The organism is Haloprofundus halophilus (genome assembly GCF_003439925.1).
GTDB classification, from domain to species: Archaea; Halobacteriota; Halobacteria; order Halobacteriales; family Haloferacaceae; genus Haloprofundus; species Haloprofundus halophilus.
In genome coordinates, this window is the sequence record NZ_QQRR01000001.1 from 1,481,389 (window position 1) to 1,503,484 (window position 22,096).

20 protein-coding genes are annotated in these 22,096 nt (G+C 68.0%); 6 read left to right on the forward strand and 14 right to left on the reverse strand.

Going from position 1 to position 22,096, the window contains the following annotated elements; genetic code table 11:
* The first annotated feature begins 42 nt into the window (after positions 1–42).
* Positions 43–1,005 (forward strand): NADPH:quinone reductase, encoded by a 963-nt coding sequence (locus DV709_RS07415; protein WP_117593225.1) that lies wholly within the window; start codon positions 43–45, stop codon positions 1,003–1,005.
* Between the two features lie 28 nt (positions 1,006–1,033).
* Here DV709_RS07415 and DV709_RS07420 read toward each other — a convergent pair whose 3' ends face one another.
* The 7 genes from DV709_RS07420 to DV709_RS07445 all read right to left on the reverse strand — a co-directional run bounded on the left by DV709_RS07420 (position 1,034) and on the right by DV709_RS07445 (position 8,635).
* A complete protein-coding gene (locus DV709_RS07420) occupies positions 1,034–2,743 on the reverse strand; it encodes an acyl-CoA synthetase (RefSeq protein WP_117593227.1) in 1,710 nt (569 codons plus the stop codon).
* Complete coding sequence (locus DV709_RS17685) at positions 2,740–2,880, reverse strand: hypothetical protein (RefSeq protein WP_157972682.1); 141 nt, start codon at positions 2,878–2,880, stop codon at positions 2,740–2,742. The genes DV709_RS07420 and DV709_RS17685 overlap by 4 nt, the downstream gene beginning before the upstream one ends.
* A gap of 56 nt (positions 2,881–2,936) precedes the next feature.
* The gene (locus DV709_RS07425; RefSeq protein ID WP_117593230.1) at positions 2,937–3,701 is read right to left on the reverse strand and encodes an enoyl-CoA hydratase/isomerase family protein; all 765 of its coding nucleotides are present in this window, start codon (positions 3,699–3,701) and stop codon (positions 2,937–2,939) included.
* Positions 3,702–3,903: 202 nt separating this feature from the next.
* Positions 3,904–4,890 carry an LLM class flavin-dependent oxidoreductase gene (locus tag DV709_RS07430; RefSeq protein ID WP_117593232.1) on the reverse strand — a complete coding sequence of 329 codons (987 nt, stop codon included), beginning with the start codon at positions 4,888–4,890 and terminating at the stop codon, positions 3,904–3,906.
* Between the two features lie 3 nt (positions 4,891–4,893).
* Complete coding sequence (locus DV709_RS07435) at positions 4,894–6,108, reverse strand: acyl-CoA dehydrogenase family protein (protein ID WP_117593234.1); 1,215 nt, start codon at positions 6,106–6,108, stop codon at positions 4,894–4,896.
* Between the two features lie 182 nt (positions 6,109–6,290).
* A complete protein-coding gene (locus DV709_RS07440) occupies positions 6,291–7,064 on the reverse strand; it encodes an SDR family NAD(P)-dependent oxidoreductase (RefSeq protein ID WP_117593236.1) in 774 nt (257 codons plus the stop codon).
* Entirely contained in the window at positions 7,061–8,635 is a 1,575-nt protein-coding gene (locus DV709_RS07445) for a class I adenylate-forming enzyme family protein (RefSeq protein WP_117593238.1), read from the reverse strand. The genes DV709_RS07440 and DV709_RS07445 overlap by 4 nt, the downstream gene beginning before the upstream one ends.
* A gap of 116 nt (positions 8,636–8,751) precedes the next feature.
* Here DV709_RS07445 and DV709_RS07450 point away from each other — a divergent pair, with 116 nt between their 5' ends.
* The gene (locus tag DV709_RS07450) at positions 8,752–9,933 is read left to right on the forward strand and encodes an iron-containing alcohol dehydrogenase family protein (protein WP_117593240.1); all 1,182 of its coding nucleotides are present in this window, start codon (positions 8,752–8,754) and stop codon (positions 9,931–9,933) included.
* 30 nt (positions 9,934–9,963) lie between these two features.
* On the opposite strand, the gene DV709_RS07455 is transcribed toward DV709_RS07450, so the two are convergent.
* Positions 9,964–11,538 (reverse strand): AMP-binding protein, encoded by a 1,575-nt coding sequence (locus tag DV709_RS07455; RefSeq protein WP_117593242.1) that lies wholly within the window; start codon positions 11,536–11,538, stop codon positions 9,964–9,966.
* A gap of 78 nt (positions 11,539–11,616) precedes the next feature.
* Here DV709_RS07455 and DV709_RS07460 point away from each other — a divergent pair, with 78 nt between their 5' ends.
* Positions 11,617–12,072 carry a MaoC/PaaZ C-terminal domain-containing protein gene (locus DV709_RS07460; protein WP_117593245.1) on the forward strand — a complete coding sequence of 152 codons (456 nt, stop codon included), beginning with the start codon at positions 11,617–11,619 and terminating at the stop codon, positions 12,070–12,072.
* An 8-nt stretch (positions 12,073–12,080) separates the two neighbouring features.
* On the opposite strand, the gene DV709_RS07465 is transcribed toward DV709_RS07460, so the two are convergent.
* The 3 genes from DV709_RS07465 to DV709_RS07475 form a co-directional block, all read right to left on the reverse strand.
* On the reverse strand, positions 12,081–12,548 hold the full coding sequence (locus DV709_RS07465) for a MaoC family dehydratase (protein WP_117593247.1): 468 nt from the start codon (positions 12,546–12,548) through the stop codon (positions 12,081–12,083).
* Between the two features lie 4 nt (positions 12,549–12,552).
* On the reverse strand, positions 12,553–13,620 hold the full coding sequence (locus DV709_RS07470) for a phosphotransferase family protein (protein ID WP_117593250.1): 1,068 nt from the start codon (positions 13,618–13,620) through the stop codon (positions 12,553–12,555).
* Positions 13,621–13,775: 155 nt separating this feature from the next.
* Positions 13,776–14,486, reverse strand: a complete 711-nt coding sequence (locus tag DV709_RS07475; protein WP_117593252.1) for an HAD family hydrolase — start codon at positions 14,484–14,486, stop codon at positions 13,776–13,778.
* Between the two features lie 141 nt (positions 14,487–14,627).
* On the opposite strand from DV709_RS07475, the gene DV709_RS07480 reads away from it, so the two are divergent.
* The 3 genes from DV709_RS07480 to leuS all read left to right on the forward strand — a co-directional run bounded on the left by DV709_RS07480 (position 14,628) and on the right by leuS (position 20,366).
* Positions 14,628–16,295 carry a long-chain fatty acid--CoA ligase gene (locus tag DV709_RS07480; RefSeq protein ID WP_117593254.1) on the forward strand — a complete coding sequence of 556 codons (1,668 nt, stop codon included), beginning with the start codon at positions 14,628–14,630 and terminating at the stop codon, positions 16,293–16,295.
* Between the two features lie 63 nt (positions 16,296–16,358).
* Entirely contained in the window at positions 16,359–17,603 is a 1,245-nt protein-coding gene (locus DV709_RS07485; protein ID WP_198665662.1) for an MFS transporter, read from the forward strand.
* Positions 17,604–17,720: 117 nt separating this feature from the next.
* Positions 17,721–20,366: a leucine--tRNA ligase gene (gene leuS / locus DV709_RS07490; RefSeq protein WP_117593259.1), complete on the forward strand. Its 2,646-nt coding sequence runs from the start codon at positions 17,721–17,723 to the stop codon at positions 20,364–20,366.
* 22 nt (positions 20,367–20,388) lie between these two features.
* Here the strand turns inward: leuS and DV709_RS07495 are convergent, their stop codons facing one another.
* The 3 genes from DV709_RS07495 to DV709_RS07505 form a co-directional block, all read right to left on the reverse strand.
* Positions 20,389–20,859, reverse strand: a complete 471-nt coding sequence (locus DV709_RS07495; RefSeq protein ID WP_117593261.1) for a hypothetical protein — start codon at positions 20,857–20,859, stop codon at positions 20,389–20,391.
* 216 nt (positions 20,860–21,075) lie between these two features.
* Positions 21,076–21,519 carry an archaeal heat shock protein Hsp14 gene (hsp14, locus tag DV709_RS07500; RefSeq protein ID WP_117593263.1) on the reverse strand — a complete coding sequence of 148 codons (444 nt, stop codon included), beginning with the start codon at positions 21,517–21,519 and terminating at the stop codon, positions 21,076–21,078.
* 136 nt (positions 21,520–21,655) lie between these two features.
* Positions 21,656–22,075, reverse strand: a complete 420-nt coding sequence (locus DV709_RS07505; RefSeq protein WP_117593266.1) for an Hsp20/alpha crystallin family protein — start codon at positions 22,073–22,075, stop codon at positions 21,656–21,658.
* Positions 22,076–22,096: the final 21 nt, after the last annotated feature.

Below are 22,096 nucleotides of genomic sequence, written 5' to 3' on the forward strand. Positions count from 1 at the left end.
TCTCGGGGTCGAACTTTTCACCTCCGGAACCAATGGCTCCCCATGCGTGCCATACGGTACCACGAACACGGCGACCCGGACGTGCTCCGCGTCGAGGACGTCGAGAAACCGACGCCGAGCGAGGGCGAGATTCGAGTCGAACTGAAGGCGGCGGGCGTCAACCCCGTCGACACCTACTTCCGCGACGGGTCGTACCAGCCCTTCACGCTCCCGATGGTTCCCGGCGTCGACTTCGCGGGCGTCGTCGACGAAGTGGGGACAGGAGTCGAGGGCTTCGACGTCGGCGACCGGGTGTTCGGAACCGGGTTGGGGAACGACCGCTACGGCAGCACGGCCGAGTACGTCATCGCGCCCACCGACCGAATCGCTCACCTCTCGGACGGCGTCTCGTTCGTCGAAGCGGGCGCGGCGGGCGTCGCGACCGTCACGGCGTGGCGGGCCATCGTCGACCACGCGGCGCTCGAACCGGCGGAGTACTGTCTCGTACACGGCGGCAGCGGCGGCGTCGGTCACGCGGCCGTCCAGATCGCCGCCGCGTCGGGCGCTCGCGTCGTGACGACGGCGAGCGAGCGGTATCACGACGCCCTCTCGGAACTCGGCGCGCGGACGGTACTCGACTACGAACGCGACGACCTCCAGTCGGCGGTCGCGGAGGCGACCGACGGCGGTCCGAACGTCGTCGTCGACCACATGCTCGAACGTTACCTGCAGTTCGACTGCGACGTCGCCGCGCCGTACGCCCGCATCGTCCTCTTCCGCAACCGACATCTCGAAGCCGGGTTCACGAACGTCCCCGCCGCCGGGGGGAAGGAACTGCAGTTCCACCTCATGAGCATGTACAACGCGCCGCGGCTGGCCGACCCGCTGGCGCGCGTCGACCGCCTGCTGGCGGACGGTCTCCTGCGCGTCGAAGTCGCCGGCGAGTACGGCTTCGACGAGGTGGCGGAGGCCCACAGGCGGGTGCGCGAGGAGAGCTTCCTCGGAAAACTCGTCGTCGTTCCCTGACGGCTCGTGGAACGACCGCCGTCGACCGCTACGCCCCGTCTTCGCGGAGTTCGACGCGGCGAATCTTCCCGCTCGATGTCTTGGGGAGTTCGTCGAGGAACTCGATTTCTCGGGGGTAGGCGTGTTTGGCGAGTCGCTCGCGAACGAACCCCCGAATCGAGGCGGCCACCTCGTCGTCGTGGCCCCACCCCTCGGTCGTGACGACGTACGCCTTCACGAGTTCGCCGCGCTTCTCGTCGGGGACGCCGACGACGGCCGCCTCTGCGACCGCCTCGTGTTCGAGCAGCGTGCTCTCGACCTCGAAGGGGCCGATGCGGTAGCCCGACGAGAGGATGACGTCGTCGGCGCGGCCGACGAACCAGAGGTAATCGTCGCCGTCGCGTTCGGCGGCGTCGCCGGTCAGAAACAGCTCTCCGCCCTCGTGTTCGACCCACGCTTCGGCGGTCTTCCGCGGTTCGTTCCAGTAGCCCCCGAAATACGTCGCCTCGCCGCGGGCGACCGCGAGTTCGCCGACTTCGTCGGCCTCGGTTTCGGCCCCCGTCTCGGGGTCGACGACCCGGACGTCGAACCCCGGGAGCGGCCGTCCCATGCTCCCCGGCTTCACGTCCATCTCGCAGGCGTGATGGTTGCCGGCGACCATCCCGCACTCGGTGACGCCGTAGTGGTCGTACACGGTGACGCCGAGTTCCTCGTCGAACCAGCGCATCACCTCCGGGTTCAGCGGTTCGCCCGCGCTGTTGCCCTTCCACAGCGAGAGGTGGTACGACTCGTGGGCGTCGCCGGCGGCGACGAGTCCGCGATACGCCGTCGGACTCGTGGCGAGGCTCGTCACGTCGTAGCGCTCCATCACCCCGTACCACGCCTCGGGGTCGAACTCGCCCTCGTAGAGCACGTTCGGCACGCCCATACTCACGGGAGCGATGCCCGCCGTCAGCAGGCCGTACATCCACCCGGGGTCGGCCGCCCCCCACACCGTCTCGTCGTCGCCGAGAGCCATCGAACAGTCCAGATACGGGTAGAGCGCCGCCAGTACTCGATGCGTGAGCTCGCAGCCCTTCGGCGGACCGGTCGTCCCGCTCGTGTACTCCAGCGTGCAGAGGTCGTCGGCGGACGTCTCGGCCGTCTCGTACGTCGACGGTTGGTCGGCGACGAGCGCCTCGTACTCGATATCCTCGCCGTCGAGGCTTTCGCCGTCATCGCCGACGACGCCATCGACGTCGCTGTCGCCGACGCCATCGCCGTCGGGTCCGTCGCCCCGACGGTCGATGACGACGACGTTCTCGATACCCACCTCGTCCTCGACGGCCGCTATCTTCTCTCGGTACTCGGTCGTCGTGAACACCGTCTTCACGCCCGCGTCGGCCGCGCGGACCTCGATGGCGTTCGGGCCGAACGCCGTGAACAGCGGGACGTACACTGCGCCGCGCCGCCAGATACCCAGAAACGTCGGGTAGAGCTCCGGGAGGCGAGGAACGAGCGTCGCCACGGGTTCGCCGCGCTCGACGCCAAGCGATTCGAGGGCGTTCGCCACCCGCGCGCTCCGCTCGTCGAGGTCGGCGTAGGTGAGCGTCTCGCGCTCGCCCTCGGCAGCACCCTCCCAGTAGAGCGCCGGGCCGGAGCCGACGTGCCGACAGACCGTCTCGTGGGCGACGTTGAATCGGTCGGGGGCGTTCCAGTCGAACCCCGCCCAGACCTCGCCCCACGAGAAGGACGCGCCGAGTTCCTCGTACGTCGTCATGGCCGTCCACTCCCGTCGGCCAAATCGGTCACGTCGGTCGCGTCGGTCGAGTCGGTCGAGTCGGTCGAGTCGGCCGAGTCGGTCGAGTTAGCCGAGTCGGTCGGATTCGGTCGCCCCTCCGTGCGTTGTGTGCTCATACCATGGCGATTCGAACAGGAGGGCATAAACTTCGGTGTCGAGGCGAGGTACCGCCTCACTCGGCGAAGTCGGGGTCTCGGCCTTCGAGAAACGACAGCGCCCCCTCGCGGGCGTCCGGCCCCGAGAAGAGGTAGCCGAGTCCGTTCCGCATCGCCTCGTCCTCGCCGGCAAAGCGCAGCGACGCGTTGAGCCACGTCTTCGTCGTCTCCAGCGACGCGGGCGAGGAGCGCCCGAGCGTCGCGACGATATCCGAGACGGCGTCGTCGACCTCGCCGTCGTCGACGGCTCTGGCGAACAGCCCCCACTCGACGGCCTCCTCGGCACCGAGTTCCCGACCCGTCAGCGCGAGGTCGGCCGCGCGCTGTCGACCCACGAGGCGGGCGAGTCGCTTCGCGCCGTAGAACGGGTACGCCCCGATACGCGTCTCCGGGAGTGCGAAGACGGCGTCGCGCGGGGCGACCGTGAGGTCTGCCGACATCAGGAGTTCGAACCCGCCGCCGTAGGCCGACCCGTTCGCCTTCGCGACGACCGGCACCGGCGAGCGTTCGATAGCGCCGAAACAGCCGAGGACGGTGTCGGCGAGTTCGCGGGCGTCCCGGGGGTTCTCGATGTCGGCGAGCGACCCGATGTCGTCGCCCGCGCAGAACACGCGCCCGCTTCCGGTGAGGACGATTGCGCGAGCACCGTCGTCGTCGGCGCGCCGCACTCCGTCGGCGACGGCGTCCCACATCTCCAGCGTCATCGCGTTCAGTTTCTCGGGGCGGTCGAGACGAACCGTGCTCACGCCGTCGGCGAACTCGTAGCTGACGTGTTTAGTCATGTGGTGACAACCCGCACAGTACCGGATAGTTCGTGCGGTTCCGGAAAACGCGGGAGCGAGTGCGTCAGCGACTCGCGGGTGAGGGCGTCAGCGACTCGTGAGTGAGCGCGTCAGCGACTCGCGGATGAGGGCGTCAGCGACCCGTGAGTGAGCGCGTCAGCGACTCGCGGATGAGGGCGTCAGCGACCCGTGAGTGAGCGCGTCAGCGACTCGCGGGTGCCAACGCCTCTATCGTCCGAAGCGTCAGGTCGTCGTCTGCCTGTCGCGGGACGGTGACCATCGGTCGGTCGAGCACGTCGAGGTCGAGAATCGTCTCTAATCGCCCTCGGGCCGCGTCGGGCGTTCCGGCGACGCCGAGCGCGCGGACCATCTCGTCGGTAACGGCGTCGCTCGCCGCGGCGCGGTCGCCGCTCCGCCACGCCTCGGCCACTCGGTCGGCCTCCTCGGGGAACGCGGTGGCGACGGCGCGTCGATAGCCCTCGCCGCTGCCGACGTAGTAGGCGAGGTGACCGCGGACGGCGTCGTACGCGTCGGTTTCGTCCTCGGAGACCGCCGCCGGAACGTACGGCGCGACGGCGATGTTTTCCGGGTCACGTCCGGCCTCGCGCGCCGCGTCGGCGACGACATCGAACGCCTCCGAGAGACCCTCGAACGGGATGTTGTGCGGAATCCAGCCGTCGCAGACGCGGCCGGTCGCCCGTCTGTTCGCCGGGCCGAGCGCCGCGTTGTACACCGGCACGTCGGCGTCGAGGCCGGGGAAGTCAGCCACCTCGAACAGTTCGCCGTCGTAGTCGACGGCGTCGGCGTCGCTCAGGTAGGCTTTGACGAGTTCGACCGTCTCGTGGATGCGGCGGACTGGCTGGTCGTAACTCGTCCCGTGGAGGTCTTCGACGGCTTTCGGCGTGCTCGCGCCGACGCCGAGGGTCACTCTCCCGGGTGCGAGTCGCTCGACCGACGCGGCAGCCATCGCGATGACCGCCGGCGACCGCGAGAACACGTTGACGATGGCCGTGCCGAGGCCGACCGTCTCGGTGCGCATCGCGAGTTCCGCGAGTTGGACGAACGCGTCGGTGCCCCAGAGTTCGCTCACCCAGACGGCGTCGTAGCCGAGTTCCTCCGCCCGCTCGGCGACCGAGGCGGGTGACTCGGCGGCGACGTCCGGGAGCAGCAGTCCGAGCGAGGTCGGCATCCGCTACTCCTCGTACCGCGTGACGTTCTCCAGCTCGGAGTCGTCGATTTCGGAGAAGGCGTCGCGGGCGATGACGCGCTTGTGCACCTCGTCCGCGCCGTCGACGAAGCGGAACTGCCGGACGTTCTGGTAGAAGTCCGCGAGCGGGAGGTCCTCGCCGACGGCGTTCGCGCCGCACATCTGCATCGCCGTGTCGATGGCCTCCTGAACGACGTTCGACGTGTAGAGCTTGCTCATCGACACCTCGATTCTGGCCTCGTCGCCCGCGGTGATGCGGTCGGCGGCGTGGCGGACCATGCAGCGCGCCGCGTGGAGTTCGGTCTCGGCCTCGGCCACCGAAAAGCGGATTCCCTGTTTCTCGGCGACGGGCGAGCCGAACGCCTCGCGCTCGCTGGTGTACGCCTTCGCCACGTCGAGCGCGCGCTGGGCCATCCCCGAGTAGCGCATGCAGTGGGTGAGTCGCGCGGGACCGAGACGCTGCTGGGCGATGGAGAAGCCCTCGTTCTCCTCGCCCATGAGGTTCTCGACGGGGACGCGGACGTCGTCGAACTTGATTTCGGCGTGGCTCGTCCCGAGCAGTCCGTCGGCCATGTGCGGGATGCCGCGCTCGACCTCGACGCCGGGCGTGTCGGCGGGGACGAGGATGATAGAACAGCCGCTGTAAGGATGGGCGTCGAAATCCGTGCGGGCCATCACGAGCAGGATGTCGGCCTCCAGTCCGTTCGTCGTCCACCACTTGTGGCCGTTTATGACCCACTCGTCGCCCTCCTTTCTCGCCTCGGTCTTGAGCATCTTCGGGTCCGACCCGCCGCCCTGCATCGGCTCGGTCATGCAGAAGCCGGAGCGAATCTCTCCGGCGACGAGCGGGCGGAGCCACTCCTCTTTCTGCTCCTCGGTGGCGACGAGTTCGAAGGTGTGCATGTTGCCCTCGTCGGGGGCGTCGACGCGAATGGCGGGCGCGGCCAACAGGCTCCGCCCGGCCTCCTCGAACGCCGGGAGCACGTCGCGGAACTGCATCCCCATCCCGCCGTACTCGGTCGAAATCTGCGGCGCGTAAACGTCGCGCTCGCGGGCTTCGTCCCGCAGGTCGGCCAGTCGGTCCTCGCCTATCGGCCCGTCGCCCAGCAGGTCGCGCTCGACGGGAATCACCGTCTCGTCCACGAACTCGCGAACGCGTGCCGCGACCGCCTCCGCCCGTTCGGAATCGTCGTACTCCATAATCGTTCATGCGCGTTCTGTGCTAAAAGTTCTCTCACCGCGGCGATTTGCCGCTGGAGGGCGCGGAACGCGCGCCTTGGGGCGTTATCGGGCGTGTCTGACGGTTCGCCAGCGTTGGCGGTCCGTCGGCATCAGACGGCTCGTCGGCATCAGACGGCTCGTCGGACTCGAACGGGTCGCCGTTACCGGGCGGTCCACCCGCCGTCGACGGCGAGACAGGCGCCGGTGACGTAGCTGGCGGCGTCGCTCGCGAGGAAGACGACCGGCCCCGCGAGTTCTTCGGGGTCGGCGAAACGGTCCAGCGGCGTCCGGTCGACGATGGACTGCCTGAGCGTGTCGTTCTCGCGCACCTCCGCCGTGAGGTCGGTGGCGACGTACCCCGGTGCGACGACGTTCGCGCGCACGTCGGGAGCCCAGTCGAGCGCGATGCTCTTCGTGACGCCGACGAGGCCGTGTTTCGAGGCGACGTAGGGGTGCTGCCGCGGGAGGCCGACGACGCCGCCGACGCTGGCGACGTTGACGAGCGACCCGCCGTCGCTCTCGGCGAGGTACTTCGCGGATTCCTGCGCGCAGCGGAACGCCCCGCGGAGGTTCACGTCCAAAACGAAGTCGTAGCCGTCGGGGTCGACGTCCTCCGGTCGGCCGAGCGCCGCGGCGGGGTTGACGCCCGCGTTGTTGACGACGACGTCGACGCCGCCGAACGCGTCGGCCGTCCGCTCGAACAGCGCTCTGATGTCCTCGTCGTCGGTCACGTCCGTCGGGGCGACGAGGCTCTCGGCGCCGTAGGACTCGATTCGCTCGGCTGCCGCTTCGACGTCCGACTCGGTTCTGGAGGTCGGAACGACCGTCGCGCCGGCGGAGGCGAGTCCTTCGGCGATGGCGAGGCCGATGCCGCGCGTGCCCCCGGTGACGACGGCGACGCGACCGGTGAGGTCGAACTGGTCGAGGGCGTTCATCGGCTCACCTCCTCGGAGGTGGCGTCCGAATCGGACGCTGGCTCGGATTCGCGGTCCCAGTGGTTCACGCTCTCCTCCTTCTCCCGCGTCCGGAGCTTCTGTTTCTGTATCTTCCCGGTCGGCGTGTAGGGGAACTCCTCGACGAACTCGATATATCGAGGGATTTTGAACGAGGCGAGTTGGTCGCGGCACGTCTCGACGACCTCCTCCTCCGTCAACTGGTGGCCCTCCTTGACGCTGACGAGCGCCTTCACGACCTCCGTGTAGAACTCGTCGGGACTCGGGATGACCGCCACCTCGTCGACGGCGTCGAGCGCCTTTATCACCCCTTCGACCTCGTACGAGGAGATGTTCTCGCCCGCTCGCCGGACGATGTCCTTCTTGCGGTCGAGGAAGTAGACGAAGCCGTCCTCGTCGAGTTTGCCGTAGTCGCCCGTGTAGAACCAGCCGTCGTGGACGGCCTCGGCCGTCTTGTCGGGTTGGCGGTGGTAACCGGCCATCAGCGCCGGGCAGTGCTGGATTATCTCGCCCTTCTCGCCGGTCGGGACGGGGTCGCCGTCGTCGTCGACGACCTTGATTCGCTTCTCCGCCGGCGGGAGCCCGATGCTCCCGATGCGACGTTTCTCGGGGTCGGTCGGGTTGAGCATCAGAAGCGGGTCCTCGGTGAGCGAGTAGCCCTCGACGACGCGCAGGCCGAAGCGCTCCTCGAACGGTTCGATGAGTTCCGGCGGCGTCCCCGCCGAGAAGACGAGTTCGACCGGGTTGTCCGCGTCGTCGGGCGACTCGGCGACGTTGTCGAGCATCTTCAGCATGCTCCCCATGGCGTTGAACTCGGTGACGCCGTGCTCGCGGCACCAGTCCCACCAGCGCGAGGAGGAGAACCGCTCGTAGATGACCACCTCCGCGCCCGCCGCCGCCGCGCCGAGCGTCGAGTAAATCTGGGCGTTGGCGTGAAACAGCGGCAGCGCGGTGAACAGCGTGTCCTCGTGGGTGAAGCCCATCCGCTTCTGGAAGTCGACGGCGCTCAGCGTCCAGTTCTCGTGCTGGCACTCGACGGCCTTCGGCGGCCCCGTCGTCCCCGAGGTGTACATGTGGAGGCCGACCGAGCTCTCGTCGCCGTCGTGGGAGCCGACCTCGGTCGACTCGTCGGCCGAAAGCGCCGGCAGCGACTCGTAGTCGTCGACGGCCTCGGTCGTCAGGATTCGCTCGACCGAGGTGCCCTCAACGGCTTCCTCGGCGACTTCGAGCAGCTCGGGTGTCGTAACGAGCAACTCGGGCCGCGAGAGCTCCAGCGAGTGACGCAGTTCGTCGGGTTTGTACTCGGGGTTCGACGGCGCGGTGATGCCGTCGAGGTAGCCGTTCGCGAACATGAGAAACAGGAACTCGGGGCAGTTCGGCAGAAAGAGGCCGACCGCGTCGCCCGCCTCGACGCCGAGCGACGACAGCGCGTTCGCGTAGCGCTTCGACTCCTCGGCCGTCTCCTCGTAGCTGTAGCGCTCGTCGGGAAACGTCAGAAACGGCTTCTCCGGCGTCTTCTCCACCCGGCTTTCGAGCAGTGCTTCGATGCGCATTCGTGGTCGGGGGTACGTCCATCCACCACATGTAGGTTGTTATTCGTGAACATTTGTCTTAGCGCGCGATCAAGTCACCAGTCAACATTTATCACGGTTCGGCGTCCGGGAGTCGTATGGTGCGCGAACACCGGTACGAGGCCGCTCGGTTCGTCTGGGGCGAGAACGCCATCGGACGGCTGGACGACCTCTTACCGGAGGCGGGGGTCGAACGGGCGATGGTCGTCTGCGGCGAGCACGTCGGCGCGAACGAGGAACTGATGGGCGCAGTCGAGGACGCCCTCGGCGAGCGTCACGTCTACACCTACACCGGTGCGCGAGGCGACACGCCGCTCCGAACCGTGGAGGCGGGTGTCGAGGTGTTCCGCGACCACGACGCCGACGGCCTCGTGAGCGTCGGCGGCGGCAGCGCCAGCGACACGGCGAAGGCGATCTCCGTCTTCGCGGCCGATAACGACCGCGACCTCCACGAGATGAAGACGCAGACGACGGAAGAGGGGGAGTCGCACGTTCCGGAGCTCCCGGCGACGAAGGCGCCCGTCTTCGCGGTGTCGACGACGCTGTCGGCCGCCGAGGTGTCGAACATCTTCGGCGTCACCGACGAGGAGGCGGGGGACAAAGCCGTAATTCTCGACGAGAAGATTCGACCGCGAGCGTGCATCTACGACTCGGCGGCAACGGCGACGACGCCGCCCGCCACCGTCGCCAGCACGGGGATGAACGCGCTCGACCACGCGGTGGAGATTCTCTACTCCGACGGCCACGCCGAGAACCCGTTCTACCAGGCGACCGCCGAGAAAGCCATCGACCTGCTCGTGACGAACCTCCCCGCCGCGGTCAACGACGGCGACGCCGACGCGCTCGTCGACGCCCAACTGGGGGCCGGCCTCAGCGGTCTCGGCATCGTCGGCGGTATCAGCATCAACCACGGCATCAACCACCCGCTCTGCGCTCGCCACCCCGTCTCGCACGGCGACGGCAACAGTATCCTCCTGCCGCACGGCATCCGCTTCACGTACGACGCGGTGCCCGAGCGGATGGCGCGCCTCGCACGCGCGCTCGGGGTCGAAGTCGAGGGCGATTCGGCGACCGGCGAGGCGACGCTGGAGGCGATGTGCGACGTGGTTCGGGACCTGCAGGAGGAGATAGGCGTCCCGTACCGCCTGCGCGACGTGGGCGTCGACCGGGACGACTTCGAGGCGATGGCGAAGATCGCGGCGCACGACTCGGCGATGGCGAACAACCCGAAGCGGGTCACCGAGTCGGATATCGTCGATATCCTCGAAGCGGCGTGGTGAGGGCGGAGTGACGAAGTCGAACCGAGTCGCTCAGATGCGTCGTTCCTCGCCCTCCCAGTACTCCTCGCGCAGTTCCGTCTTGAGCACCTTCCCGTAGGAACTCCGCGGGAGTTCGTCGACGATTTCGACCGACTTGGGTTTCTTGTACGCCGCCAGCGACTCCGCGCAGCGCGCTTCGACCTCCGCGGCGAGCGTTTCGTCGTCGGTATCGGCCCCCGGCCGCGGTTCGACGACGGCCGTCACCTTCTCGCCCCAGTAGTCGTCGGGGACGCCGATGACCGCGGCGTTCGAGACGGCCTCGTGACCGATGACGACCTCCTCGACCTCTCGGGGGTAGACGTTCATCCCGCCGGTGATTATCATGTCCTTCTTGCGGTCCATGATGTAGAGGTAGCCCTCGTCGTCGACGCGGCCGATGTCACCGGTGCGGAGCCAGCCGTCCGAGAACGCCGCCTCGGTCTTCTCCGGGAGGTTCAGATAGCCCGGGGTGACGTGCGGCCCCGTCACCACCACTTCGCCGGGTTCGCCGGGTCGGACGTCTCGGCCGTCGTCGTCGACGATGCGGACGTGCGCGATGTCGACCTCGCGTCCGGCCGAGGCGAGTCGCTCCCCGTCACCTTCGAGCGCCCGACGATGGTCCTCGTGGTCGAGCAGCGTCACCAACATCGGACACTCCATCTGTCCGTACGACTGGACGAACACGTCGCCGAGGCGGTCCATCCCCTCGGCGAGTCGCGCGGCGCTCATCGGCGACCCCGCGTAGTAGACGTTCTTCAGCGAACTCGTGTCGCGGTCGCCGTCGTACTCGTCGAGGAGTTTGTACACCATCGTCGGCGCGAGAAAGACGGTGTTGACGCCCCGGGACTCGACCGCGCCGAGGAATCGGTCGGGGGCGAATCCGTCTTCGAGGTGGTTCGTCCCGGCCGACAACACCGTGGATTCGACCAGAAAGCCCGAACCGTGCGTCAGCGGCGCGGCGTGCAGCGTCACCTCGCCCGCCCGCTGGTCGAGCGCGTCCCTCAGCCCGAGCGCCGTCGAGAGCCACGTCCCGTGGGTGTGCAGGACGCCCTTCGGCCGGCCGGTCGTTCCGGAGGTGTACATCACCGCGCAGGGATGGTCGAGCGACACGTCCGCGGGCCGGTCGGTCGGGTCGGCGTCCAGAAGCGAGTCGTACGACCGGACGTTCCCGTCCCACGACTCGTGGAGGGCCTCGTCTTCGCCGTCGACAACGACCGTCGCACGTAGCGACGACTCCATCGTCCCGCAGTGGTCGGCGAACGACGTCTCCGTGACCAGCACGTCCGCGCCCGCGTCGTCGACGAGCATGTCGTGCTCTCGGGGGGTGAGCATCGAGTTCAGGGGCACTTTGCTCGCGCCGAGCCGGTAGAGCGCGAACGACGTCTCGACGAACGCGGCGTGGTTCTTCGTCAGCAGTGCGACCCGGTCGCCGCGTTCGACGCCCAGTTCGGCGAATCCACTCGAAAGTCGCCGGACTCGGACGGCTAGCTCCTCGTAGCTACGTTCACCGTCGACGCCTCGCCCCGACAGCGCGACGGCGTCGGGGTGGTGTCGCGCCGTCCGCTCCAGCGCGCGTGCGAGATTCATGCTATCCGCTAGCACAAATCGTGCATAAAGCTTCGCCCGGGGGAGCAGTTATGAGGTGTGTTCTCGTACCACGGACCGATGTCAGGACCGGTTCGCTACTACGACGACCTCTCGGTCGGCGACACCTTCGAGACCCGCGGGCGCACCATCACGGAGACGCACCTCGTCACCCACGCCGGCAACACCGGCGACATGAACGAACTGCAGATGAACGCCGCCTACGCCGCCGACACCGAGTTCGGCGAGCGACCGGTTCACGCGCCGCTGACGTACTCGGTGATGGAGGGGCTCATCACGAGCGACTTCCGAAACGAGGCGTCGAACGTCTGTTACTACGGCCTCGACTCGATGCGGATTCCCGCGCCGACGTTCGTCGGCGACACCGTCTCCGTGAACCGGGAAATCGTCGACAAGCGCGACAAGTCACCGGGCGGCATCGTCGCGTTCCGCGACGAAGTGACGACCGACGACGGGCGGACGGTGCTCGTCTGCGAGACGCTGGAGTACATCCGAAGCCGGCCGGAAGGGAAGTAGGCGGCGCCTCAACGTTCGTCCGCCGACCGTCGCCGAAAGAAACTCGTGATTCGCAGCGTCAACACGGTTTCGTCCGCTTGATTCGAGACGGTCTGTTCGACGGTGACGAGGCCGCGGTCGGGCTTCGACGCCGACGCCCGTTTGCCGACGATTTCGACGCGAACCGAGAGCGTGTCGCCGGCGCGGACCGGCGCGAGGAAGTTCGCCTCCTCGATGCCGGTGCCGCCCATCACGGACGTGCGCGCGTAGAAGTCGTCGGTGACGAGACGGTTGGCGAGCGCTATCGTGTGCAACCCGCTGGCGACCAGGTCGTCGAACACCGATTCCTCGACGGCCTCGGCGTCGACGTGGAACGGTTGGGGGTCGTATCGGTCGGCGAACGCGATGATCTCGGCACGGGTCACGGTTCGACCGCCCGTCTCGAACGCGTCGCCGACGGCTAACTCCTCGAAGTGCAGCGTCTCCGTCGGGTTCATTCGCTCACCACCCCTGCGACCCGTCGATAACGTCGCGGGCGTACGCGACGAGTTTCGGCGTCCCCTCGTCCATGGCGGCGTACAGCGGGTCGTCGCTGTCACCGGCGAGGTGGCGCGCGTAGAACATCTCGCAGACCGCCGCCAGTTTGTACGTCGCCAGCGCCAGGTAGAACGTCGAGTGCTCGACGGCGACGCCTGAGCGTTCCTCGTAGCGCGCGGCGAGTTCGCGGCGGGTCGGATAGCCCTCTCGCGCCGTGAACGACGGCATCAGCTCGGGAATCGGCGGTTCCGCGTCGGGGTCGTCGTGCCAGAACAGGAGCATCCAACCTAAATCCGACAGGGGCGCGCCGAGCGTGCAGAGCTCCCAGTCGACGACGGCGGCGAGTTCCGGCGGCGTCCCCGGCGCGAGGATGACGTTGTCGAGTTTGTAGTCGCCGTGAACGAGCGTCTTCTCGGGCGATTCGGGCACGTTGGCTTCGAGCCACGACTCCACCTCCTCGCGGCCGGAAAGCCCCTCCGGGCGCTCGGTCCGACCGGCGGCCCACGCCATCTGCTTCTCCCAACGGTCGACCTGTCGTTCGAGGTAGCCCTCGGGGCGGCCGAACCCGCCGAGTCCGACGGACTCGAAGTCGAGCGAGTGAATCGCCGAAAGCGAGTCGACGAGTTCGCAGCCGAGTTCCGCCCGCCGCTCCGGGGTCGCAAAGCGCTCGGGTTCGTCGAGTCGGACCACGTCGCCGTCGACGCGCTCCATGAGGTAGAACTCGCTGCCGACGACCGACTCGTCCTCGCAGTGCAGCACCGTCGGCGGGACGGGGACGTCGGTGTCCTGCAGCGCGTCCATCACGCGATACTCCCGGCCCACGTCGTGCGCCGTGTCGGCGGTTTCGCCCGGCGGCGGCCGTCGCAGCACGAGGTCGCGGCCGCCCCACGTGACGAACAGCGTCTCGTTGGAGTGTCCCTCCCGGTGCCACTCGACCGAAAACGTCCCCGCGTCGCCGAGTTCGGACGCGAGGTACGTTCGGAGCCGTCGTTCGTCGACGAGTCGCTCCTCGTAACTCCGCTCGTTGGTCATCGGTAGCAGTTGACGAACGACCGCCTAAAACGCTCCGCCGGCGGCAGACGAGTCGGTAGCGCGGATGAGTTGGTAGCGCGAATGAATCGAAGCGTCAGTCCGTAACGGCGGCGTCAGTCCGTAACGACGGTGTTACTCCGTAATGACGGCGGCACTCAGCGCTCGATGCCGACGATATCGAGAATCTCCCGCAAGTCGTCGACGCGGTAGTCGACTGCGGGGCCGCCGTCGGCACCGTAGGCGACGGTCGACAGCCCGGCGTCGGCCGCGCCCCGCATGTCGTGTTCGTAGCGGTCGCCGACCATCAGCGCCGTCTCAGGCGGGGCGTCCGCGGCCGCGAGCGCCGCCTCGAACATCGCCGAGTCGGGTTTCGTCCGGCCGACTGACTCGGAGGTCGTCACCGAGTCGAAGGCGTCCGCGAGCCCGAAGATATCGAAAATGAGCCGCGCCTCGGCGGTGTCGATGTCGCTGACGACGCCGACGTGGCGGTCGGTTTCGGCGAGCCGTTCGACCGTCTCGACCGCCCCCGGATTCGGCCGGAGCGTCTCTCGCTGGACGCGCTCGAACGCGGGAAGCCACTCGTCTGACGGGACCGAGTCGCCGACGACGGCGTCGACGGCGCGGCCGTATGCCGCGCGCGAGGACCGGAACTCGGTCCCCGCGCGTTCCTGGAAGTGGCGTCCGACTTCGGTTCGCCACGTCTCCAGCGCCACGTCGACGGACGTCGGGAGGCCGTGGGTTTCGTCGAGCGCCTCGACGAAGCGTCGATGCGATTCGCGCGCCGAGCCGACGTCGAGGAGCACTCCTCCGATATCCCAGAACACGGCCCGCCAGTCGTTCGTGTCGCCGTTTGGGTCGTCGTTCACGCTCGATAGGTTGGCGGGTCACCGCGATGAACCCTCCGGCAGGCGCGTCGAAAGAGACGACGAGAGACGGACGAACGGAGGGCGACGAACGCTACCGGTGTCGGCAGAACTAATGGGGGTGCCTACCGTCTGTCACGGTAGATGATGTCATCCACGGAGCTGACCCTTCGCCCGTTCTTCTGGCGCGCGACGAGGCTCTTTCCCGAGAAGGAAGTCGTCTCGCGGGGCCCGGACGGGATGACCCGCTACACCTACCGCGAGTTCGGCGAGCGGGCGCGAAAACTCGCCGGGGCGCTGTCGTCGCTGGGCGTCGAATCGGGTGACCGCGTCGGCACGGTCGGGTGGAACACCCACCGGCACTACGAGGCGTACTTCGCCATCCCGCTGATGGGCGCGCAGCTACACACCGTCAACGCCGTCCTCCCCGACGACCACGTCGAGTACATCGTCGAGGACGCCGGCGACGAGGTGCTGCTCGTCGACCCCGGCGAGCCGTTCGAGACCGTCGAGCGACTGTGGGACCGCTTCGACGGCGTCCGCGAGGTCGTCGTTCTGGACGACCACGTCCCGGAGACGGAGCTCGACTGCGTCACCGCCTACGAGGAGCTCGTGGCCGACGCCGAGCCGATGGAGTGGCCCGACCTCTCGGAGGACCAACCCGCCGGGATGTGCTACACCTCCGGGACGACCGGGAAGCCGAAGGGCGTCGAGTACACCCAGAAGATGATCTACAGCCACTCGATGATGGTGGCGACGCCGTCGGCGCTCGGCGTCGACGAGAGCGACGTGGTGATGCACGTCGTGCCGATGTACCACGTCAACTCCTGGGAACTACCGTTCTCGGCGGCGATGGCGGGCGCGAAACAGGTGTATCCCGGTCCCTCGCCGGACGCCGAGACGCTCGCGCGACTCATCGAAGAGGAGGGCGTGACGCTCACCGCCGGGGTGCCGACCGTCTGGATAAATCTGCTCGACTACCTCGACGACCACGACGTCGACGTCAGCAGCCTCGAACGCATCGTCGTCGGCGGCAGCGCCGCCCCGAGCGCCGTCATGCGCCGCTTCGAGGACGAACACGACGTCACCATCGAACACGCGTGGGGGATGACCGAGACGATGAGCATCGGCAGCGTCTCGCGGCCCAAATCGGGGATGCGCGAGTGGAACCGAGAGGAACGCTTCGAGAAGCGAGCCAAGCAGGGACTGCTCTCGCCGGGGATGGAGATGAAACTCGTCGACGACGGCGGCGAGGAGGTGCCGTGGGACGGCGAGTCCGCCGGCGAACTGTACGTCCGCGGGCCGACGGTCGTCTCCGAGTACTACAACCGGCCGGAGGCCAACCGAGGAAGCTTCGAAGACGGCTGGTTGAAGACGGGCGACATCGCCGTCGTCGACGAGGACGGCTACCTCGAACTCGTCGACCGGGCGAAGGACGTCATCAAGAGCGGCGGCGAGTGGATTTCGAGCATCGAACTGGAGAACGCGCTGATGGAACACGACGACGTGCTCGAAGCCGCCGTCATCGGCGTGCCGCACGAGCGCTGGCAGGAGCGACCGGTCGCCTGTATCCAGCCGAAACCGGGGGCGACGCTCTCGGCCGACGACGTGCTCGCGTTTCTCGGAGAACGTTACCCGCGGTGGTGGCTCCCCGACAACGTCGTGTTCGTCGAAGAGGTCCCGAAGACCGCGACCGGGAAGTTCGACAAGAAGCGGTTGCGCGACGAGTACGGCGACGCCGACCTCCCGCGCGCACCGGGTGAGAAGGGCGAAGCGGACGGCGACGACCGCCGTGGCGGCGACAACCGGTGACGATGGAGGCGAGCGCACCGTGCGGCCACCGCGAACGCTCCGCGCGTCCGGAGGTGTGACCCCGTGTACTCGTGGGTGAAGCGTTCGAACGTCTACTACGGCTGGTTCGTCGCCTTCGCGTGCTTTCTCGGCGCGACGGTCGTCTTCGGTGTCTCGTACTCCTTCGGCGTGTTCTTCGACCGGATGCTCGTCGAGTTCGGCCGGTCGCGGGGCGAAACGTCGCTCATCTTCGGCGTCCAGACGTTCGTGATGTACGTCGGCGCGGCCGTCGTCGGCGGGTTCGTCGACCGCCACGGGACGCGGCCGCTGCTGTTGGCCTCGATGGGCTTTCTCGCCGTCGGGTTGGGTGGTTTGGCGCTGAGCACGTCGTTTCTGCAGGTGCTCCTGTTCTACGGCGTCGTCACCTCGCTCGGTCTGAGCGTCGTCTACGTCGTCGCCTTCGCGACGGTTCCGCGGTGGTTCGAGCGCCGCCGGGGGTTCGCCGGCGGCCTCGCCAGTTCGGGCACGGGCGTCGGGATGTTGGTCGCCACGCCCGCGGCTTCGGCGCTCATCGTCGCCGTCGGGTGGCGCTGGACCTACGGCGCGTTTCTCCTCGCCGCGCTGGCGATGCTCGCCGTCGCCGCCGCGCTCGTCGCCGACAGTCCGCGCCGCCTCGACGTGAACGCCGACGTGGAGTTCGACGGTGGCGCGCCCGTAGAGCGCGAGACGATGCCGTGGCGGACCCAGTTCCGCGAGACGGTCGCCGTCGCGCGCACGCCGGCGTTCCTGCTCGTGCTGTTCGGGTGGGTGTTCATCTACGCGTCGCTGTACGTCGTCTTCGCGCACCTCGTCGTCTACACGGCCGACGCGGGACTCGGCCGCGGCGTCGGCGTCTTGGGGCTCACCCTCGTCGGCGCGGCGACGAGCGTCGCCCGCCTCGGCATCGGCGGCGTCGCCGACAGACTCGGCCGGACGCGGGTGTTCGTCGCCTGTTCGGCGACGATGGGCCTGTCGACCGTCGTGTTAGCAGCGACGGAGTCCGCGGCGGCGGTGTTCGCCTTCGCGCTGGTGTACGGGACCGCCTACGGCGGTAACGGCGCGCTGCTGTCGCCGCTCACCGCGGACCTGTTCGGTGCGGAGAACATCAACGTCGTCTTCGGTCTCGTCTCCGTCTCGTTCGCCATCTCGGGGCTCTTGGCCCCGCCGTCGGCGGGACTCGCCTACGACGTGTTCGCGAGTTACGCGCCCGCGTTCGCCGTCTCGGGCGCGCTCGGCGTCCTCGGCGCGGCAATGGTCGGCGTCGCCGCTCGGTTGACGACGGACGCGTGAAGAAACTCGATTCGGCCCGATTGTCGGCGTACGCGGCGCGAGCGTTTCGCGCTCGCTGTCAGATAGCAACCTATAGAAGTTCGACGGCACTACTGTTTCAGCAACGCGGGATTTTCGATGCAAACGCAAGACAACTACGACCACGCGAAGATCGAGCAACGGTGGCAGGAGGCGTGGGCCGAGGCGGGCGTGTTCCACACCGCCGACGACGCCGAGGACCCGACGTACGTCCTGGGGATGTACCCCTACCCCTCGGGGAAACTCCACATGGGCCACGTTCGGAACTACACCATCACCGACGCCTACGCCCGGTACCGGCGCATGCGCGGCGACGACGTGCTCCACCCGATGGGGTGGGATGCGTTCGGATTGCCGGCCGAGAACGCCGCCAAGGAACGGGACACGAACCCCCGCGACTGGACGCTCGACTGCATCGCGACGATGCGCGGACAGATGGAGTCGATGGGGTTCGGCTACGACTGGCAGCGGGAGGTCACCACCTGCGAACCCGAGTACTATCGGTGGAACCAGTGGCTGTTCGGCCGGTTCCACGAGGCGGGGCTCGTCGAGCGGCGCGACGCCGAGGTGAACTGGTGCCCCTCCTGCGAGACGGTGCTCGCCGACGAGCAGGTCGAGGGTGAGGCCGAACTCTGCTGGCGCTGCGGCACGCCCGTCGAGCAGCGCGAACTGGCCCAGTGGTTCCTGAAGATCACCGAGTACGCCGACGAACTGCTCGACGACATCGACGAACTCGACGGCTGGCCCGCCTCCGTCCGTCAGATGCAGCGCAACTGGATCGGCCGCCAGCACGGCACCCGCCTCACGTTCGAGGTCGGAGGCCACGGCCCCGTCGAGGCGTTCACCACCCGCGCGGACACCGTCTTCGGCGCGACGTTCTTCGCGCTGGCACCCGACCACCCCATCTCGCAGGAACTGGTCGCCGAGGACGCCGCCGTCCGCCGGTTCGTCGAGGAGGAGGCCGACCCCGAGGGCGACGAACCGAACGGCGTCGAGACCGGCCTCACCGCGACGAACCCCGTGACGGGCGAGGAGCTCCCCGTCTTCGTCGCCGACTTCGTGCTGTCGGACGTCGGCACCGGCGCGCTGATGGGCGTCCCCGGCCACGACGACCGCGACCACGCGTTCGCCGAGAAGATGGGCGTCGAGATCCGTCCCGTCGTCGCCCCCGAATCCGAGGCGGGAGAGCCGACCGCGCCGGACGTGAGCGAGTCGGCCTACACCGAGGACGGCGTGCTCGTCGACTCCGGCGAGTACAGCGGCCTCGACAGCGAGACCGCCCGCGAGCGCATCACCGAGGACGCCGACGCCGCCGAGTTCACCACGCAGTACCGGCTGCGCGACTGGGGAATCTCCCGCCAGCGCTACTGGGGAACGCCGATTCCGGTCGTCCACTGCGACGACTGCGGGCCGGTGCTGGTGCCCGAGGAGGAGCTACCCGTCGAACTGCCCGAGTTCGTCAACACCACCGGCAACCCGCTGGACGCCGCCGAGGAGTGGAAGCGGACGACCTGTCCGGACTGCGGCGGCGACGCCGTCCGCGAGACGGACACGATGGACACGTTCGTCGACTCCTCGTGGTACTTCCTGCGGTACGTCTCGCCGGGGCTCGACGACGCGCCGTTCGACGTCGAGCGGGCCAACGACTGGATGCCGGTCGACCAGTACGTCGGCGGCATCGAGCACGCCGTGATGCACCTGCTGTACAGCCGGTTCGTCACGAAGGTGCTCGCCGACACCGAGGGCCTCGAACACCGCGAGCCGTTCTCGAACCTGCTGGCGCAGGGGATGGTCCAGCTGGAGGGCGAGAAGATGTCGAAGTCGAAGGGGAACGTCGTCTCGCCGCAGCGCATCGTCGAGGAGTACGGCGCGGACACGGCCCGCCTGTTCATGATGCAGGCCGCCCAGCCGGAGCGGGACTTCGACTGGAGCGAGGAGGGCGTCGAGTCGAGCCACCGCTACCTGCAGCGACTCGCGCGGGCGGTGCGGACGTTCGTCGAGACCGAGTACGACGGCGCGGAGGACGAGACGGCCGCCTACGTCGACCGGGAGATAGACGCCACCGTCGCGACGGCCCGCGAGGAGTTCGAGACGCTGACGTTCAACACGGCGCTCCGCGAGGCGCGCGAGTTGACCTCGTTGCTCACGCAGTACCGCGAGACGGACGCACCGCACGGTCCGACCGTCGAGCGCGGTCTGCGGACGGTCGTCAAACTGCTCGCACCCGTCGCCCCCCACGTCTCCGAGGAACTGTGGGAGTCGCTCGGCGGTGAGGGGTTCGTCGTCGAGGCCGACTGGCCGGAGTTCGACGGCGACGCCGACGAGTTGGCGCTGGCGCGTCGACTGGTCGAGAACACGCGGTCGGACGTCCGCCACATCGTCGATGTCGCCGGCATCGACGACCCCGAGCGCGTCGATGTCGTCGTGGCGGCCCCGTGGAAGTTCCGCGCGCAGGAACTCGCCCGCGAGTCCGACGCCCCGAACGTGATAAGCGAACTGATGCAGGTCGACGAGATTCGCTCGCAGGGCGACGCCGCGGCGTCGTTCGGGCAGGACCTCCAGGAGGAGCGCCAGTCGCTCTCGGAGACGCTCTCCGCGGCGCAGGAACGGGCCGAACTGGAACGAGCCGCGTGGCTCGTCGAACGGGAGTTCGACGCGGAAGTACGGGTCCTCGGCGCGGACGAGGCCGACGACGACATCGCGCGGAAAGCCAGTCCCGGTCGACCCGCGATCCACATCGACTGAGCGACGCTCCGCGGGAGCTTTTTTAAACGGTCTCGGTGTCGAACGCGGCGTCGACCGCGGACGGGTGGAGGTCGAGCGCGTACGGGATGGCGTACGCGGTCGCGACCGCGAGGCCGTTTGCGATAACGGGGGCGAACGCTTCTGCGGCGGTGCTGCTGCCGACGGGTGTGTTCGAGACGAGCCCGAGCGCGACGACCTGGAAGCCGAACCCGCAGCCGACGAGTAAGACGAGCGATTCGACGCGACGCGCGTGCGCTCTCCGGTCGTGCGTTCGGGAAGGCGTCCGGCGGCGGACCCAGGCGACGCCGCCGACGAACGCCGCGAGCACGGCGAGTACGAACGACGCGGTGGGGTCCGGTCGAGCGGCGACGCCGAGCGTTCGGAGTCCGGTCGAGAGGCCGATAATCAGGAGCGTGAACAGAAACGCGGTAGTCGTCGCCCACTGGAGGCCTCCGACGAGTGCGGTTCGGAGCGACGGGCGGTACGAAGTCACGGAGACAGGTATGAGAAGCGTTCACTTATATCTCACGACTTGGAAAGTAGCTCCGAGCGAACTGTCGAGGTGAGGAGAGAGCGTACGACTGACCGGTGTGCGACCCGTTCGGAAACCGAAACAGAGCCGAGAGACGAGACGCGGGAACCGGGGACCAAACACGAAAATCAGAGGGGAAAACGAGCGGGGGCTGAGAGGACCGGCCATCCGAGCGACTCAGTCGATGTCGATTCGGTGGGAGTCGTCACCCTCGTCGACGGCGCGCTTCGGGAGGTGGACCGTGAGGACGCCGTTGGAGTAGGTGGCGCGGGTCTCGTCTTCGCGGACTTCCTCGGGGAGGCGAACGGTGCGGCTGACGGACTCGCTGCGGCGCTCGCGACGGATGTACTCGCTGGTGTCGTCGTCGCGGGCCATCTCGCGGGAACCGCTCAGCGTGAGGGTCCGTCCGGACAGCGAGAGGTCGATATCCTCCTTCTCGAAGCCGGGCATGTCGGCAGTGACGACGAACTCGTCGTCCTCGTCAGCGACGTCGACGGAGATGCCCGTGGTGTTCCACATCGGGCGGTTCTCCTCGAACTGTCGGTTCATCCCCTCGAACTGCTTGCTCATGCGCTCGAACAGGTCCTCGAACTCGTCGAACGGGTTGGAACGTCGCATCATCTGTAATTCACCGACACCCTATGAGGCGTCCTTCGAATATAAAGATTTCTGGAGCGGAGATAGCAGTTCGCACGATACGGGCACCCTCTACCCGCAATACCCCATTTTCCAAAAAATGACTCGTGAACGAATGGTGTCACTCGATGTCGATTCGGTGCCCTTCGTCGTCGTCGGAACGGCGTTGCTTGGGCAGTCTGACGGTGAGAACGCCGTGACGGTAGGAGGCGTCCGACGCCTCCTCCTCGACCGACTCGGGCAGGTGGACGGTTCGAGAGACGCTTCGACGGGTCCGCTCCCGCCGGAGGTAGGCGTCGTCGCGCTCCTCGGCGGTGTCGCTGTGTTCGGCGCGAATCGTCAACTGGCGGTCGCGCACCGAGAGGTCGATGTCCTCGGTTTCGTAGCCCGGGAGGTCCGCGGTGACGACGAACTCGTCGTCGCGCTCCTCCAGGTCGATGGAGACGTCTCTGAGCCTCGACATCCCCGACGACTCGAAGTTCCGACTCAGTTGGTCGAAGAGGCGTTCAATCTCGTCGAACGGGTTGTTTCGGTCCGGCATGACACGTGAGAGTGCGACCGC